General features: G+C 59.0%; 12 protein-coding genes and 1 pseudogene. 10 read left to right on the forward strand and 3 right to left on the reverse strand.

Annotated elements, in window-relative coordinates:
* Nucleotides 1-386: 386 nt before the first annotated feature.
* From AC0L18_RS20345 to AC0L18_RS20355, 3 genes are all read left to right on the forward strand, one after another.
* A complete protein-coding gene (locus AC0L18_RS20345; RefSeq protein ID WP_473493908.1) occupies nucleotides 387-1,157 on the forward strand; it encodes a response regulator transcription factor in 771 nt (256 codons plus the stop codon).
* A 59-nt stretch (nucleotides 1,158-1,216) separates the two neighbouring features.
* The gene (locus tag AC0L18_RS20350) at nucleotides 1,217-3,160 is read left to right on the forward strand and encodes a GNVR domain-containing protein (RefSeq protein WP_473493920.1); all 1,944 of its coding nucleotides are present in this window, start codon (nucleotides 1,217-1,219) and stop codon (nucleotides 3,158-3,160) included.
* Between the two features lie 384 nt (nucleotides 3,161-3,544).
* Nucleotides 3,545-4,468: a sugar transferase gene (locus AC0L18_RS20355; RefSeq protein WP_473493909.1), complete on the forward strand. Its 924-nt coding sequence runs from the start codon at nucleotides 3,545-3,547 to the stop codon at nucleotides 4,466-4,468.
* Nucleotides 4,469-4,536: 68 nt separating this feature from the next.
* Here the strand turns inward: AC0L18_RS20355 and AC0L18_RS20360 are convergent, their stop codons facing one another.
* Complete coding sequence (locus tag AC0L18_RS20360) at nucleotides 4,537-4,779, reverse strand: hypothetical protein (RefSeq protein WP_473493910.1); 243 nt, start codon at nucleotides 4,777-4,779, stop codon at nucleotides 4,537-4,539.
* Between the two features lie 148 nt (nucleotides 4,780-4,927).
* On the opposite strand from AC0L18_RS20360, the gene AC0L18_RS20365 reads away from it, so the two are divergent.
* From AC0L18_RS20365 to AC0L18_RS20375, 3 genes are all read left to right on the forward strand, one after another.
* Nucleotides 4,928-6,358, forward strand: coding sequence for a hypothetical protein (locus tag AC0L18_RS20365; RefSeq protein ID WP_473493911.1), 1,431 nt, complete (start codon nucleotides 4,928-4,930; stop codon nucleotides 6,356-6,358).
* 83 nt (nucleotides 6,359-6,441) lie between these two features.
* On the forward strand, nucleotides 6,442-6,705 hold the full coding sequence (locus AC0L18_RS20370; RefSeq protein ID WP_473493924.1) for a hypothetical protein: 264 nt from the start codon (nucleotides 6,442-6,444) through the stop codon (nucleotides 6,703-6,705).
* Nucleotides 6,706-6,946: 241 nt separating this feature from the next.
* Nucleotides 6,947-7,174, forward strand: coding sequence for a hypothetical protein (locus tag AC0L18_RS20375; RefSeq protein WP_473493912.1), 228 nt, complete (start codon nucleotides 6,947-6,949; stop codon nucleotides 7,172-7,174).
* Nucleotides 7,175-7,211: 37 nt separating this feature from the next.
* On the opposite strand, the gene AC0L18_RS20380 is transcribed toward AC0L18_RS20375, so the two are convergent.
* On the reverse strand, nucleotides 7,212-8,060 hold the full coding sequence (locus AC0L18_RS20380) for a hypothetical protein (RefSeq protein ID WP_473493913.1): 849 nt from the start codon (nucleotides 8,058-8,060) through the stop codon (nucleotides 7,212-7,214).
* Nucleotides 8,061-8,141: 81 nt separating this feature from the next.
* Between AC0L18_RS20380 and AC0L18_RS20385 the strand changes: the two are divergent.
* Nucleotides 8,142-8,330, forward strand: a pseudogene (locus AC0L18_RS20385) (transposase); the annotation flags it as partial.
* Between the two features lie 220 nt (nucleotides 8,331-8,550).
* Here AC0L18_RS20385 and AC0L18_RS20390 read toward each other — a convergent pair.
* Nucleotides 8,551-9,846 (reverse strand): polysaccharide biosynthesis/export family protein, encoded by a 1,296-nt coding sequence (locus AC0L18_RS20390; RefSeq protein ID WP_473493914.1) that lies wholly within the window; start codon nucleotides 9,844-9,846, stop codon nucleotides 8,551-8,553.
* A gap of 518 nt (nucleotides 9,847-10,364) precedes the next feature.
* Here AC0L18_RS20390 and AC0L18_RS20395 point away from each other — a divergent pair.
* From AC0L18_RS20395 to AC0L18_RS20405, 3 genes are all read left to right on the forward strand, one after another.
* The gene (locus AC0L18_RS20395; RefSeq protein WP_473493921.1) at nucleotides 10,365-11,648 is read left to right on the forward strand and encodes a glycosyltransferase; all 1,284 of its coding nucleotides are present in this window, start codon (nucleotides 10,365-10,367) and stop codon (nucleotides 11,646-11,648) included.
* A gap of 233 nt (nucleotides 11,649-11,881) precedes the next feature.
* On the forward strand, nucleotides 11,882-12,865 hold the full coding sequence (locus AC0L18_RS20400; protein ID WP_473493922.1) for a class I SAM-dependent methyltransferase: 984 nt from the start codon (nucleotides 11,882-11,884) through the stop codon (nucleotides 12,863-12,865).
* 24 nt (nucleotides 12,866-12,889) lie between these two features.
* Nucleotides 12,890-13,849 carry a glycosyltransferase family 2 protein gene (locus AC0L18_RS20405; protein ID WP_473493915.1) on the forward strand — a complete coding sequence of 320 codons (960 nt, stop codon included), beginning with the start codon at nucleotides 12,890-12,892 and terminating at the stop codon, nucleotides 13,847-13,849.
* The last annotated feature ends 329 nt before the right edge of the window (nucleotides 13,850-14,178 follow it).

Consider the following 14,178-nt stretch of genomic DNA (forward strand, 5'->3'; position numbering starts at 1 on the left):
AAGGCGGCGCGACGCGCCTTGAAGCCGCACTGCCATCGGCGACGCCGGCTGTCTTTAGCGGCGGACCACCCGCCCCAGGCAAACAACGCGAGGCCCAGGTTCCAGTCGGTGTGCTCTCTGGCTACCCTCCCTCCTAGACCAAATTGCTAGGGCCAAGTGAAGGAGTAAAAATTTTTTACGTTTTATTAACCTAAATTAGTGAAGGCACACCTTTTAGGCGATAAACATTATTGACGGGGTAGTGCTGTCCAAGTTGGGGCTTGGGAAAATCCCGAAGTTATAGTGAAGGCGACGCGAACAGAGCATCGTTTGCGGGAAATTGTATTTGCCTGCAGTACATATCGTACTGATCTCGAAACGTTGGGTAGAGTTTGGGGAGTAAGTTCATGGTTCCGACAATTCAACTGGATAGCAAATCACCCGGTGCACTGGAATTCGTATCGCGCAAGGCCGGGAATGGAATACATCTTCATAGACATGGCTTGACCGAATCCTGCCTGGCTCTGCTGGACGAGCGAGTGCTTGACCGACAATGTCTTGCGCAATGCCTGACCGCCTATGGCATCGGGAAGGAAATCCTGTCGTTCGGTTCGATCGAAGAGTGGCGGCATCAAGAGAATGCACTGTCGATATCGGCCATTCTGCTGAACGTGGGCAGCCGAAAGGTGACAGATGCAAGGACCGGCAGCGAAATTGCCGATCTTGTGAATGAGGCCCACCCGGTTCCGGTGGTGATTTTGGCCGATACCGACGATCTGGAGCAGATTCTGAAGGCGTTGAATTATGGCGCAAAAGCCTACATCCCTTCATCGATCCGGTTCGAGATCTGTGTTGAAGCCGTAAATCTTGTCCTTGCCGGTGGCACATTTGTCCCTGCAAGCAGCGTGATTGCCCAGCACAAGGCAATCGACACAACCGTCGAGTTGACAAGGCCGATGGCGAGTGTCTTCACGGAGCGGCAAGAAGAGGTCGTCCAGGCTCTCAGGCGTGGGAAGGCGAACAAGATAATCGCTCATGAGCTCAACCTTCGAGAGAGCACGGTCAAGGTCCATATCCGCAACATCATGAAAAAGCTGAAGGCGACGAACAGGACGGAGGTCGTCTACAAGCTCAATGAGATGTTTCCTGGCGCCCATCTGTTGGGCCGATCGAGCTAAACGGTTGTCATCATACCAGTGGTGCGGCTGCATGCTCGAACCGGGGTCCATCGGTGGCGATGCTGCTCGACCGTTGCAGTCCGCCGCCGCTCTTTTTGTTGCAGATATGGATTGAAGCCATGCTAGACCGACCGTCGGTGGCAATTGCTCACAAGCCATGGCTCGAGGCGGATGCACCGCAGGACTTTATCAGCCTCGCTGACGTTGTCTCGTTTGCTAGGCAGTATCTTTTCTCGATTCTTGCGTTCGTCGTCGCCGGTATCGTTTGCGCCACGTTCTACTTTGCTACCTCGGATCCTGTTTATTCGGCGCGCACCCAGATCCTGATCGAACCGAAGATACCCAGAAACCTTCAGCAGCAACCAGCCGAAGTGACCCTGTCGCTCGATACCGCTCAGGTCGAGAGCCAACTTGCAGTTCTGCGCTCCCAGAAGATCGCGATGATGGTGATCGATGACCTTGGACTCATGGACAATCCAACCTTCAGGGGTTTGGGCGGTCCGACCATCGGCGAGAGATTTCGCAGAGCCTGGATGAGCATCGTTGATGCCGGCGGACTCCATGCCGGCAATACTGCGCTGACGGATTTCTTCCATCGCGTGCTGCCCTGGCCGGATCGAATGGAGGCGAACAGCCCGCAACTGGAATCCGAACGTTGGCGTCACGCGGTGGAGATGTTCAGCGATGGCCTGGATGTCCAGCGTGTCGGTGTCTCCTATGCAATGGACATTACATTCAAGTCTCAGGATCCGGCATTGGCGGCACGCATCGCGAACGCCACGGCGGAAGCGTTCGTGCGCGAGCAAGTGGAAACAACAACAGCAACGGCTAGACAAGGCATCGCATGGTTGGAAAGGCGGATGCGGGAGGTCGGTGATCAGATGAACCGGGCGACCCGGGTCGCCCAGCAGTTTCGCGCAAAACACGACTACAGCATCGGTCAGGACGAGACGTCCGTCGCCGGACAGGACCTCGCACACAGCGAAGGACAGCCAACACACCAGATTACGCTGGAGCAGTTGGAGGTTACCGCCGACACTTATAGAAAGATGTACGAGAGCCTGCTCGCGGCATATACAAACTCGGTCGACCAACAGCCTCATCTGATCGCCGATGCTCGCGTCATCACGTCCGCCACGAGCCCCAAGAACGCAAGTCGGCCGCGCAAGACGCTGATCCTCGCCTTTGGCGCACTTGCCGGAATGGCGGCTGGCATCGGGTTCGCCGTGGCGCGACGCGGGCTCGATCGGAACGTGAGGACCCCGCGTCAGATCCGTCGCGAACTGGGCCTGGCCTGTATTGGAGAATTGCCGCCGGTCAGTTTCAGGCGGGGTGGTTTTGGGCGGCTTGACGAGGTGCTCAGGAATCCGGACTCTTCATTCAGCGGCAGCCTCAGGAGCGTCAAGGCGATCATGGGCCTGGCCGGGGCCACCCCTTCAAGGCGTCGCATCGGAATTACATCCGTGTCCCCCGGTGACGGAAAGAGCACAGTCGTAAGCAATCTGGCGGCGCTGTGTGGGAGAGCGGGCACTGCGACCCTCGTGATCAACGCCGACGATAAGTCGGCACTGACCAACGAATGTCTCTTTTCCGCCGATTTCAATATGATCGATCGGGATTCCGGCAGCCCCAAAGACATCGGCAAGCAAATCCGATTCATTGAAAAGACATCGTTTTATTACCTGAAGAACGATGCGTCGAATTCGGTGAATTTGCTTGTTCCCGATAATATGGAGAAATTGCTGGGCGAGGTTGGTGGTTACAGTTTCGTCATTGTTGAACTCCCACCGTTTAGTTCAGGAGCCGAAGGGCTTGCTCTCTGCCCGCTTCTTGATGGCGTGATTGTGGTGGCGCAGTGGGGCGTGACGTCGCTTGATCAACTGGAAGACCTGACGCAGACACTCAAAACCACCAATTCCTCCGTCCTTGGCGTGTTGATGACACGTGTTCGTACTGTTTCGGCTCGGCGTTACCGGAAGCGCGCAGGTCAGGCGCCGCGCTGACGTCGACGTCCTCCTCGCGGTGGCGTCGAGCTAATGCATGTCGCGCAAAAGCATGCCCTCGGGCCTGATCCAAGGCTTGAACCGAGGGTGCGCAGCGGTTTTGCGATGACGACATTCATCAAAACAAGAACTTAAAGCGCGTCGCATGCATCCGTTCATACGCGACGCGCTTTAGAGCCCAGCGGCAAGTCTCGACACCGCTCCGTCAATCCGACACTTGCCTGTCAAAGTGACTCCGCGCCCCTTCAGGGCGTCGCGAGTAGAACAATCGATTCCGATATCGTGCCAGGCATTGGACGGAGCAGCCATTCGTCCGAACCCGGCCTAGCAACTAAGGGGTAGCCCACGCTGCCAAACACCCCCGATCTACCACCTTTTCCTTGCTTGCCGGAGATCATCCGTCGTCGACAAGATGCAAACGACAAGTTGAAAATTCGGAAGATGTCCAACGTGATCGAAAGCAACCTGCGGCAGTGCGAAGACCTGGCTATTGAAGGCTGGGCTCTACCGGTCGGAGCCAGGCCCGCCGCGACTTCGCTTCTTCGGCGTGAAAGCGACGCGGCCGCGAGATCGAATACGCCAGACCTGTCGTCGCCTCAACTCAACGCAAGCCATGACCATGGCGCCGTTCCGTTTGAGCCGGATATAGGCACGGCTAGCATTGACGACGATGCGCGGAGCGAAAGCCGACAGCCGCTCGGCGGTTGGGCCAAGAGGCTGCTGGATCTGATGATAGCCTCGACAGCGCTCATCCTGGCCGGTCCGATCCTGGTTCTAATCCCGCTTCTGATCAAGGCGACCACAAGCGGTCCGGTGCTGTTCGTTCACCGGCGCATTGGATTCAATGGAAAGGCCTTCGACTGCTACAAGTTCCGCACCATGGTGCCGAATGCCGAGGAGGTGCTCGAACAGCATCTGAGCTGCAATCCACAAGCCGCCCAGGAGTGGGCGGCCAATCAGAAGCTGAGCTGCGATCCGCGTATCCTGTTTTTCGGAAAGATGCTTCGCAAATCGAGCCTGGATGAGCTGCCGCAGTTGTTCAACATTTTGCGGGGCGACATGAGTTGCGTCGGCCCGCGTCCTGTCGTTGCCGACGAATTGCAACGTTATGGCGCCGCATCGCATGAATATTTGAAGACACGGCCAGGACTGACCGGCCTCTGGCAGATAAACGGGAGAAACACGACCGTATATTCGCATCGCGTATTGCTGGATACGCAATACGTTCGGACATGGTCTCTACGCCGCGATCTTTCGATCCTGATGCGGACGATACCGGCCATGATGAAGTTCGACCAGACCTCCTGACCTTGGCTATGTCAGGGCGCGGAAACGGGCTCAAGCGATTGTCGCCCACAAGGGATTGTCGTCCCACTCTATTGTCGCCTTGGGCGATGACGCAGCACAGCAACTGCGAGGCCGACCAGGTAGGCAATTTGGGTGACGACAACAAGATAAAACGTCGAGCGGATGGTGTTTGGAACAGACAGGTGAAGAAAACTGCCTACAGCGACGCTGCCGACGATCACCACCAAGGTCGCCACGATCAGCGCCGGCGCGCGCAGCGTAAACCCTATTGCCAGGGCAAGACCGGCAACGCCGACAATGGCAAGCAACACGGCGACCTCCTCCCAGGGTCAATCGACACCGCGCAGACGAACCCTGTCCCAAGGAAATCAGAGTCGCTCGTTTTTGTGAAGCCTAACCTTAGCTCGGCGGTTCCGGCGGCGCAGTCAGGGTCTGGATCATTGATCGTCGGAGTGTGAAATGCAGGTTTCCGTCGTTGGGGCACTGATTTGCACGGGAATTCTGGCCCTCGTCATCTATATGCGCTGGTCGATGATCACTGCGCTGATTGCCTCTCTGGCGTTTGGTGCGACGGCAATCGGGACAATAACCTCGCTTGGCGGTTCATCACCGCTTATCTTTACCGTCTTTGCTATGCTCGTGATACCAGCCGCGCTGGCTCGACGGGGAATCTGGAGGGAAATAGGAGCGGTCTTTGTTCGTATAGGTGCCGCATGGATCGTCTGCGCGCTGATGATCTATGTCTGCATCGGAGCGCTGTTGTTTCCGAGGCTCTTTGCAGGGCAGACGAGCGCCTTCATCTCGTCCCGCACGGGCAGGGGCGTCTACGAAGCGGCCTTGGCGCCGGTGTCCGCCAATATCTCCCAAACGGGATATTTCATTCTCGGAGGGCTCACCTTCCTGGCGGTCTGCCTGGTGCTCCTGCGCAGCGGCACGCTGGCTGATATCAAGCGGGGGTTCTTTCTTTGGTTCACATTGCACGCATCAATGGGCATGTTGGATTTGCTAGGCAAGATGAGTGGCGCCAGTGACATCCTTGCCCCGATCCGCACCGCCAACTACAGCATGCTGACCCATGTTACGGAAGCCGGGTTTTGGCGGATTGCAGGGGCTTTTTCGGAGGCATCGGCGTTTGGCGGAGTATCGCTTGGGGGACTCGCGTTTACTTTTACCTATTGGCGAAAGACCGGATCAAAGCTTGCATTGGCACTAGCAACGTCCCTGTTTATTCTACTGCTGCTGTCGACGTCATCGACCGCCTACGTCGGTCTTGCGATCGTGAGCGTGCCTGTAGTCATTTCCATCGTGAAGTCGCTCGCTTCAGGTCGGCTGAGATCGGAGGAGGCACTGCTTGTCGCGTTTCTACCGCTGCTGCTCCTCTCCGGGCTGGCCGCAATTCTGTTTTACCCTCATGTCTTCGATCCTGTATTGCAGCTTGTCGACAGCACGGTGATCAACAAAGCTACGTCAGCGTCAGGTCAGGAGCGCAGCTACTGGAATTATAAAAGTCTGCAGTCCTTCTTCGATACGGGCGGGCTGGGGATCGGACTGGGGAGTTCGCGGGCCTCGAGTTGGCCGATAGCGCTGCTTTCCCAGTTGGGGCTATTCGGCACCGCAATGATGGCGATCCTGTTGGCAATGCTGGTGCGGGGGCTGTCGGGGCGAGGTCCCGTCGATCGAGAGGTCGACGCAATTGCTTCGAGTGTTCGGGCTTGCGCCTTGTCGACGCTTGTCGCGGGGTCGCTGACAGGTGGCAGCGCCGACCCCGGTATTATCTTCTTGGTTCCCCTTGCTGTCGTTCTTGTCAGCCGGGTCCTGGTTGTTGAAGACAGCCGCGATACTCGGGCGCCATATCCCCACGGTGACGGCCGGCTCGCTGAGCTAGGCTGACGGCTGCCAATCCTAGCGCAGGCATTAGGAGTAGCCTGTGACGAAGCATCAGATCGAAGTGATCACGTCGTGGCCCCGGTCCGTTGACCCAGGCGCTGTGCTGGGTGCATGCACATCGCAAGTTCTTCGTGCTCGCCGACATCGCTGCTAATGGCAAGCGCGGCAAGGATGCCGCACCACTCTCCCCGGGGCGGGCGATCCTCAAGCACACCTTCAACCAGTCAGACGAGGTGGGCCCGTTGCGCCGCATCGCGTGCCTTAGGACGGAGCGCGGCTTCCGGCTCACCACCGTAAATCCAGGCGACACGAAGAGCGTGCGCGAGCCATGCATAGGCATCTGCAAATGACGGGTCGAGGCGGATGGCACCGAGCAGGAGGTCGCGACCGGTCGCCGTGCTCTCAGACGCTTGGGCAATTTGGGCCTTGCCGCGGATGAACAGGTCATAAGCCTCCAGGCTGGCCGTGCGTCGATGGGTGATCTGTCTCGCACCCGGCAATGCCCCAGAAAGAGCCTCGACGATTCTTGCGACAATCTCATCTTGGAGGGCGAAGACATCGGCGAGGTCGCGATCGAAGCGGTCGCCCCAGATGTGGGAGTTGGTGGCCGCGTCGATGAGTTGCGCATTGATGCGCGAGGTGCTTGCAGCCGACGACGCCGAGACCTTCGCCCGCCAGTGCGCGCGCCTCTACGGCGACGCGGGCCTCTGGGGATCGGTTCGGGCGGCGGCTCTGGCCCGTGTGGCGGAGATCTGCTCGCCCGCACGGTTCTCGGAGGAGGTCCGCCAGCTTTTGTCCGTGGCGTCTGCGGAACGCTGATTACGGCTGGGTGATGTTCCCGCCGTCGCGGCCTCGCTCAGCCACGCAGGCGCTTCTTCAGGCCGCGCGCGAAGAACAGTGCATTGGCGAAGGCGCGGCGGCGCAGGAACGCCAGCTCGCTTCGCCAATTGCGCGGCCCGCCCGCCGCGCGCCGCGCGAGATAGCTCCACTCGACGCCGGGCAGCCCCCACCAGGGGACGGAGCCCGTCTCGCCTACGGGCAGGCCCAGCGCACCGAGCGGGAAGAGGGCGAACGCCCGCGGCGCGCCCATGCCGATCCAGAACTCGCCCGTGTGGCGCAGCTTCATCGCCTCGTCGCGCCACAGGTGGCGGTAGGCGGACAGGTCCGCCGTCCTCACCTGCTCGGTCGCCTCGGCCAGCGTCGGCAGGCCGGCCACGTAGTCCGCGCGCGCCCACCAGTTGTTGCTGGTCATGTGCGGCATGGGGCGTTCGCTCCAGTCGACGCCGACCACGTCGTGGCTTTCGAGCAGTTCCAGGCAGCGCGGGGCGCCCTCCACCAGCAGCAGGTGGACAAGCCGTCGCCATTCCGCGCGCAACGTCCATTGCGGCCCGACGTGCCGGCCGCCCAGGCAGTTGAGATAGAGGACTCGCAGGTCCGGTCGCTCCAGGCAATGGGCCCGGATCGAGTCGAGGGTGGGGTGCTCGAACACGGTCACGTCCTCGGCTCGGCGCTCGACGCGCAGCTTGGGGTCGTTGATCGGCACGGTCACCGGCCCCGTCCCCACGACGCTTACTTCGATGAAAGCCGCCCGATCGAGCAGGCCCGAGTCCCTCACCGCGCTCAGCACCTCGTCCGCCACTTCCTGGTAGCGACCCAGGGTGGCGACATGGAGGAACACGCCCACGGGCGGGTCGGCGGCGGTCATGCGAATCCCCTCGCGAACGTCCCCGGAGTCAAGCGCCGCCAAGTACGGGAGTGGGCGCATAATCGGGGACTCTGCCCAGCCAAGAGCCGCTGGGTGTATCGCAAGCTGCGCAACTTCCGTGCCGGCATCGAGGCCGGCGTCTCATGTTTGAAGCGCGCTTTTGGCCTGGACCGCTGCACCTGGCGCGGGCTCGACCACTTCAAGACCTATGTCCGGTCCTCGGTGGTGGCCTACAATCTCGCCCTCTTCGCCCGCATCAAGTCGAACTGACCCACCGCCGACTTCGCAAAAGCCTACCCGGCGCCCAGCTGGGCGGTTCAACCATGGGCCAACTAGCGGACGGCGAGAGACCTCTACTTCTCTTCTAACGCTTCGTGCAGATAGAACCACCAAACAGTCAGAAATACCGCGAATCGACATGGGCGGCCACAATAAATACTTCGAAAAATTACTGTTTATGGACGGACACTAGCTAGCAAAGTCCGCACGGCTACGGAATGCCTACAGTATCGCCGGCGGTTTCTGCCTTGAGTTCTATTCCCGGCGCCTCGTGCCGCTCGCTCGATGTCAGGTCCAGCGCGCCCGTTTCATCCGCAGCCAGTGGTATTTCAACCTTGATCGTGTCTCCGGGCTCGACGGCGCTCGTTTCGTTCGCTTGGATTTGCACTGTCGCACCATCCGCCGACGCCCGGAAAATCGTGTAGATCGGCGCAGCCAGCTCCGCGTCAGCTCGGCGGGCAAGAAGGGTCGGGGCAGATACCGCGGACTCGTACAATAGCCGCCTTGTCGTCTCTGTCTTGCTTTCGAGAGCATCGAGCTCAGCTTGCGTTTGACGCAGGTCGATCGTTACCTCATTTTTGCGCCCGTCCTGGAGCTCGAGAATTGATATGTCAGTTTTACTGATTTCCTGACGCCCGCGCAGCAGACTGGTTTCCGCCGACAATCTCTCGCTCTGCGCCTGGGCAAGGGCCCGCTCCAGAGAAAACTCGCGCGGCGCCGCCGCAAGACCTTTGGCGACAAGCGCCGAAACCGCTGTCAATTCTTTCTGGATTGAGCCGATTTGCTTGTCGAGGAAAACGAGTTGCGCTTCCAGCGAGGCAAGTTCCTTCTCGAGGAATTCGCGCAGACCACGAAGCGCCTTGACCTGAGTGTCCAGTCCCTCGCTGCGCGCTTGGAAGATCAAGCGTTCCTGCTTCAAGAGCACGGCAAAGACGTCGTCCTGAATGCGCGATGTCAATTGGGCCGGAAACTGGATGTCGCTGGCATGCGAGAGTTCCGCCTCGAGTCGTGCCTTGCGAGCGAGGAGACTGGCCTCGCTCAGTCTAAGCAGGCTCACATCGCCTTGGCCCTGGATCACTTCGCGCTCGAACCTGGCATCCCTGTCCTCTCGAGTCCGCAACCCGCCCGCGATACTCAATGCCTGCAAGACGGTCAGACCAGGCCGGTATGCGAATTCTCCCGACTGCGTCACCTTGCCGACAACATAGAACGGTCGGAACTGGACGATTTCAACAGCGGTGTTCGGTTTTCGGGCAAGGCCGACGCTTTTCATAAGGTTGTCGCCGATCGAATTCGCAACTTGTCCGGCCGTGAGACCGACAGCCTTGATTTCGCCGACCAGCGGCAGCGAAACGGAGCCGTTGGGACCGACCGTGTAGACGTCGTTGAGAGCAGCCCAGGCAAAAATCGTGTCGCGCGATGCCCGCCATTCGTAGACCTTGATGCGGATCTTATCCTGCGGCCCGAGTACATACTCTTTGGCATTCGCAGCCGAAGTACTCAACATACAGGCCAAGCCTAGCCCCGCCGACAAAACCACGTGGAGAAGGCGACAGGCGTCGCGCCGATTGGTCAGGGTATCCCCGCAGCGGGCTCGATTACTTGAGCAAGTACCGTTCTCGACTAAAAAAGACAGTTCGTGCATTTTTACCTCTACACTGGATTCCCGAACATAGTGTGGCTCCCGGCAGTTAACTCTCCGTCCAGGCCAGTAGATTAAGTAACTCTTTCACGATGGCTTCCGAAATCGGAGCACCAGCATCGTAATCCACCAAGCGCGCCGATACAGCCTGCGCATAAGGTTAGCGTCGATGCGTGCTTAGGCCCATCGAAGTAGGAGGCGTACCCCGTTGGAGTACATCGGGCCTCAGGAGCGTGCGGCGCTTAACCCGATAGGCAGCTTGTTTGGACGGGGTGGACGACACACAGTCGCTGAGCATCCGGGCAACAAGAATTCCGGAAAAAGGTGCCAACATTCCTGGAGGGCAATGCATGCGCCATGTGCGACAGCCGAAAGCAACCACCATGGTGGGCCGTGATGCCAAACAGTTGCGGTCCATCAGCAAGACGCCATTTGCCGCCATCGACCGCAATGCGCGCATCGCCGTCGTGCATGATTGGTGCCCGAACTTTCGGGGAGGGGAGCAGGTCCTTGCCCGGATATGCAGGATTTTTCCGAGAGCCGAGGTCTTCACCCTGTTTGATTTTCTCCCGAAAGAGATCAAGGAAGAGTATTTTCGAGGCGTAATTTTCCACGTTTCCGGCATGAATCGACTTCCGTTCGTGAAAAAGTACTACAGGTCACTGTTTTTTCTCTGTCCGTTCATGATCGAACAGTTTGATGTCACAGGTTATGACGCGGTAATTTCGTCTTCGGCCGCATTCTCGCGAGGCGTTCTGACCCGCCCAGACCAACCACATTTGTGCTATGTGCACAGTCCGGTGCGATATGCGTGGGACGAACAATTCTCCTATTTGCAGCAGGCCGGCTTGGGATTTGGCCCGAAGGGTCTTGCCTTTCGCTACATGCTTCACAGGCTGCGCACCTGGGACACGAGAACGGCGCACGGTCCCGACCTGATGCTGGCAAACTCGAATTATGTCCGCTCACGAATCGAGCGGATTTACGGCCGCGACGCGCGGGTGGTCCATCCGCCCGTCGCCATCGAGGATCTTGAACTCGTCGTCAACAAGGGTGACTACTACGTCACGGCTGCGTTCCACGCCCCGTACAAACGTACGGATCTGATAATCGAGGCGTTCAGCAAAACGCCGTCGCGTCGCCTGGTTGTTGTCGGCGACGAAGTACAATCCAAGCATCTGCGATCGCTTGCCGGCCCCAACATAGTCTTCACCGGTTATCTGCCGCGGCATGAATACGTCGAAAAAATCGCCAATGCTCGTGCGATGGTGTTCGCTGGATGTGAGGATTTCGGGATAACGCTTGCCGAGGCCCAGGCGTGCGGCACGCCATTGATCGCCTTCGGCCGCGGCGGCGCGCGCGACATCGTCCGACCGCTTGGCGAGAGCGCCCATCCGACAGGTGTGCTCTTCGACCGTCAGACCATCGATTCCGTAGCTGGGGCCATTGATCTGTTCGAGAAAAATGCGCTGTCCATCACGCCGCACGCCTGTCGCATGAACGCGACCCGGTTCTCCGAGGAAAGGTTCGACCTGGCGATACTCGACGCCCTTGGCCTGGCCCAGTCTGTCCAACTCGCTCGCGCAACCGAGTACAATGAACTCGTCGGAGCCGAGAGCTCGACGCGCGATATCACCGGTTCTCTTGTCGAGCCAATTCTACAATGAACTCATTTGACCTTCACATCGCAAGCAACAAAAAAGCGCTTGGACCGGCCGCGTGCCCGTGCTGCTCGGCGCCAGTCAGCCGGTCAATCTACCGGGTCGAATCCATCCCGGTGCATAGTTGCGTCCTGCTGAACTCGGCCCGAGAAGCGCACGACTTTCCCCGCCGCGACCTTGACCTCGCATTCTGCGAGGCATGCGGATTCATATTCAACAGGGCCTTTGACGAAACGATTATTGGTTACTCGACCAATTTCGAGGAATCCCAGCATTTTTCCAGCACCTTCAACAGTTTCGCGAAGGGACTTGCACGCGAGATCGCACAAAAATGTGCGATAGGCGGCAAGCACGTGTTGGAGATCGGCTGCGGCAAGGGTGAATTTCTCCGCGAACTTTGCATATCGGGCGGCGCCACCGGGCTCGGTATTGATCCAGCCTATCGAGCCGACAAAGGCCGCAATGATGAGTACGGCGACGTCAAGATCATCGTCGACTATTTCGGGCCAGACTACCAGCATCTCCAGGCGGATACGGTCCTCTGTCGCCACACGCTCGAACACGTAAGCTCGGTGTCGAGTTTCGTGCAGCTGATCCGCAAGATGATCGGCAAAAGGACCCAGGACTGGGCCGTCTTCGAAACGCCTGATGCAAAACGTGTGCTCGTAGAGAGCGCGTTCTGGGACATTTACTACGAGCATTGCTCCTATTTCAGTCCTGGCGCGCACGCACGCCTGTTTCGCCAGGAAGGTTTCGACGTTACCGATCTGGAACTCGTCTATGACAACCAGTACATCGTTCAGTACGCCCGGCCGTCGACCGGCCGGACGACCCCGAGACTACCGCTCGAGCACGATCTGGAAGTGATGCACCGTTTGGCGGAAACCTTTCCCGCCCGCGTGCGAGCCGCTCAGAATTCCTGGCAGGAGCGCATTCGCGCCGCATACGCCGCCGGCCGGCGGGTCGTCCTGTGGGGCGGCGGCTCCAAGGCAGTGTCGTTCCTGACGACCTTGCAACTTGGAGACGAAGTCTGGGCAGCAGTCGACATCAACCCGTACAAGCAAGGCAAGTTTACGCCCGGCACCGGTCACCCGGTCATCGCGCCAGGCGACCTGTTGGACACTCCGCCTGATCTCGTCATCGTCATGAACCCGATATACCTGAATGAAGTGGCGCAATCCTTGATTGCACTGGACCTGCGGCCGGAAGTCGTCGCGGTCTGAGGTCCACCCAGAAGGAGCCTGGAAATGGAACATTCCAATTCGCCAAAGGTATCCCTTGGTTTACCCGTCTACAACGGCGAGAATTTCCTGTCCGATGCGATTCAGTCGATCCTCGAGCAGGATTTCGGCGATTTCGAACTTGTCATCACCGATAATGCTTCGACGGACAGGACAGCGGATATATGTCTGGAATTTGCGCAGCGGGACAGGCGCATACGCTATGTCCGAAACGTTCGCAATTTGGGCGCCGGTGCCAATTTCAATCGAGCTTTCCAGCTGAGCACAGGCGAATATTTCAAATGGTGCGCGCACGATGACCTCTTGAGCGGTGGTTTCTTGACAGACTGCGTGCGTGCGCTTGACGCGAATGCCCGCCACGTCATTGCCTACCCGCGACTGCTGGGGATCGACGAGACCGGTCAGCTAACTTCCTCTGTCGAACGGGTGCGGCCGGATATGGGAGGATCGTCGCCCGCGTCCCGCTTCCGGCAGGTGGTTGCCGCGCACGGATGGGATGCGGCCATGTTTGGCCTTTGGCGCCGAGATTCTCTGCTCAAAACGACATTGCATAAGCCTTATTATGGGTCCGACTGTGCGCTTCTGGCCGAGATGGCCATTCTCGGGCCGTTTGTTCACGCGCCCAACGCGATACTATACAGCCGTGACCATCCGGCGCGCTCGGTGCGATTGCCAAACTCCGAACGATTGGCTTGGCAGAATCCCGACGGCTCTACCGCGAACGCTTTCGAATTGTCGAGGCGGGTAAAACACCTCGTCGCGATTGCCTATCGGCACAGGCGGACAGCGCCGCTGGGTAGGACACTGTTTCATCTGCTTGCATGGATATTGGATCCAGTGCTCGTTGCGAGATTTTGCCTGGAAGTTGTAGGCGTTGTTTCTCCGCAGCTTCGTACCAAGCTGCGCGGCGCCGGCGTGGGAGCTCTGAAACGCATTCATGCCATCTCAGATCGATCTCCTGGCTAGAAACGAGCGATCTGGTGCTACGATCCGCCCGGAGGCCTTTGAACCGTCGACAAGTCACGCCAGCGGCCGCAGAAGTGTCGGCCTTTGCCGGAGGGCTCGGGCATGAGAAATCTGGTGATCGTCCGGGCGGGGGCGTAGTTTAGTTCTTTGCATGCCGGCTGGACCGGGGCGGGCGAAGTCGACTTCGACCTTCTCGTCGCCGCCTACGAGGGCCGGTGTTCCCCCATGGACAGAATGATTTGAACGTATTTCGTCGGCCGTGAACAATGAGAGGGATCAGGCTTCGAGTTCCTTCGGCTGACTTTGAGGGGCGGTGAGGAGAAGCCACA

This window comes from Mesorhizobium sp. WSM4819, from assembly GCF_055811215.1.

What these genes read in the sequence shown, in the direction of transcription:
- AC0L18_RS20390 (WP_473493914.1), bottom strand. Translation starts at nt 9,846, where the DNA reads ATGTTGAGTACTTCGGCTGCGAATGCCAAAGAGTATGTACTCGGGCCG.
- AC0L18_RS20350 (WP_473493920.1), top strand. Translation starts at nt 1,217, where the DNA reads ATGCTGCTCGACCGTTGCAGTCCGCCGCCGCTCTTTTTGTTGCAGATA.
- AC0L18_RS20380 (WP_473493913.1), bottom strand. Translation starts at nt 8,060, where the DNA reads ATGACCGCCGCCGACCCGCCCGTGGGCGTGTTCCTCCATGTCGCCACC.
- AC0L18_RS20375 (WP_473493912.1), top strand. Translation starts at nt 6,947, where the DNA reads ATGTGGGAGTTGGTGGCCGCGTCGATGAGTTGCGCATTGATGCGCGAG.
- AC0L18_RS20365 (WP_473493911.1), top strand. Translation starts at nt 4,928, where the DNA reads ATGCAGGTTTCCGTCGTTGGGGCACTGATTTGCACGGGAATTCTGGCC.
- AC0L18_RS20345 (WP_473493908.1), top strand. Translation starts at nt 387, where the DNA reads ATGGTTCCGACAATTCAACTGGATAGCAAATCACCCGGTGCACTGGAA.
- AC0L18_RS20405 (WP_473493915.1), top strand. Translation starts at nt 12,890, where the DNA reads ATGGAACATTCCAATTCGCCAAAGGTATCCCTTGGTTTACCCGTCTAC.
- AC0L18_RS20395 (WP_473493921.1), top strand. Translation starts at nt 10,365, where the DNA reads ATGGTGGGCCGTGATGCCAAACAGTTGCGGTCCATCAGCAAGACGCCA.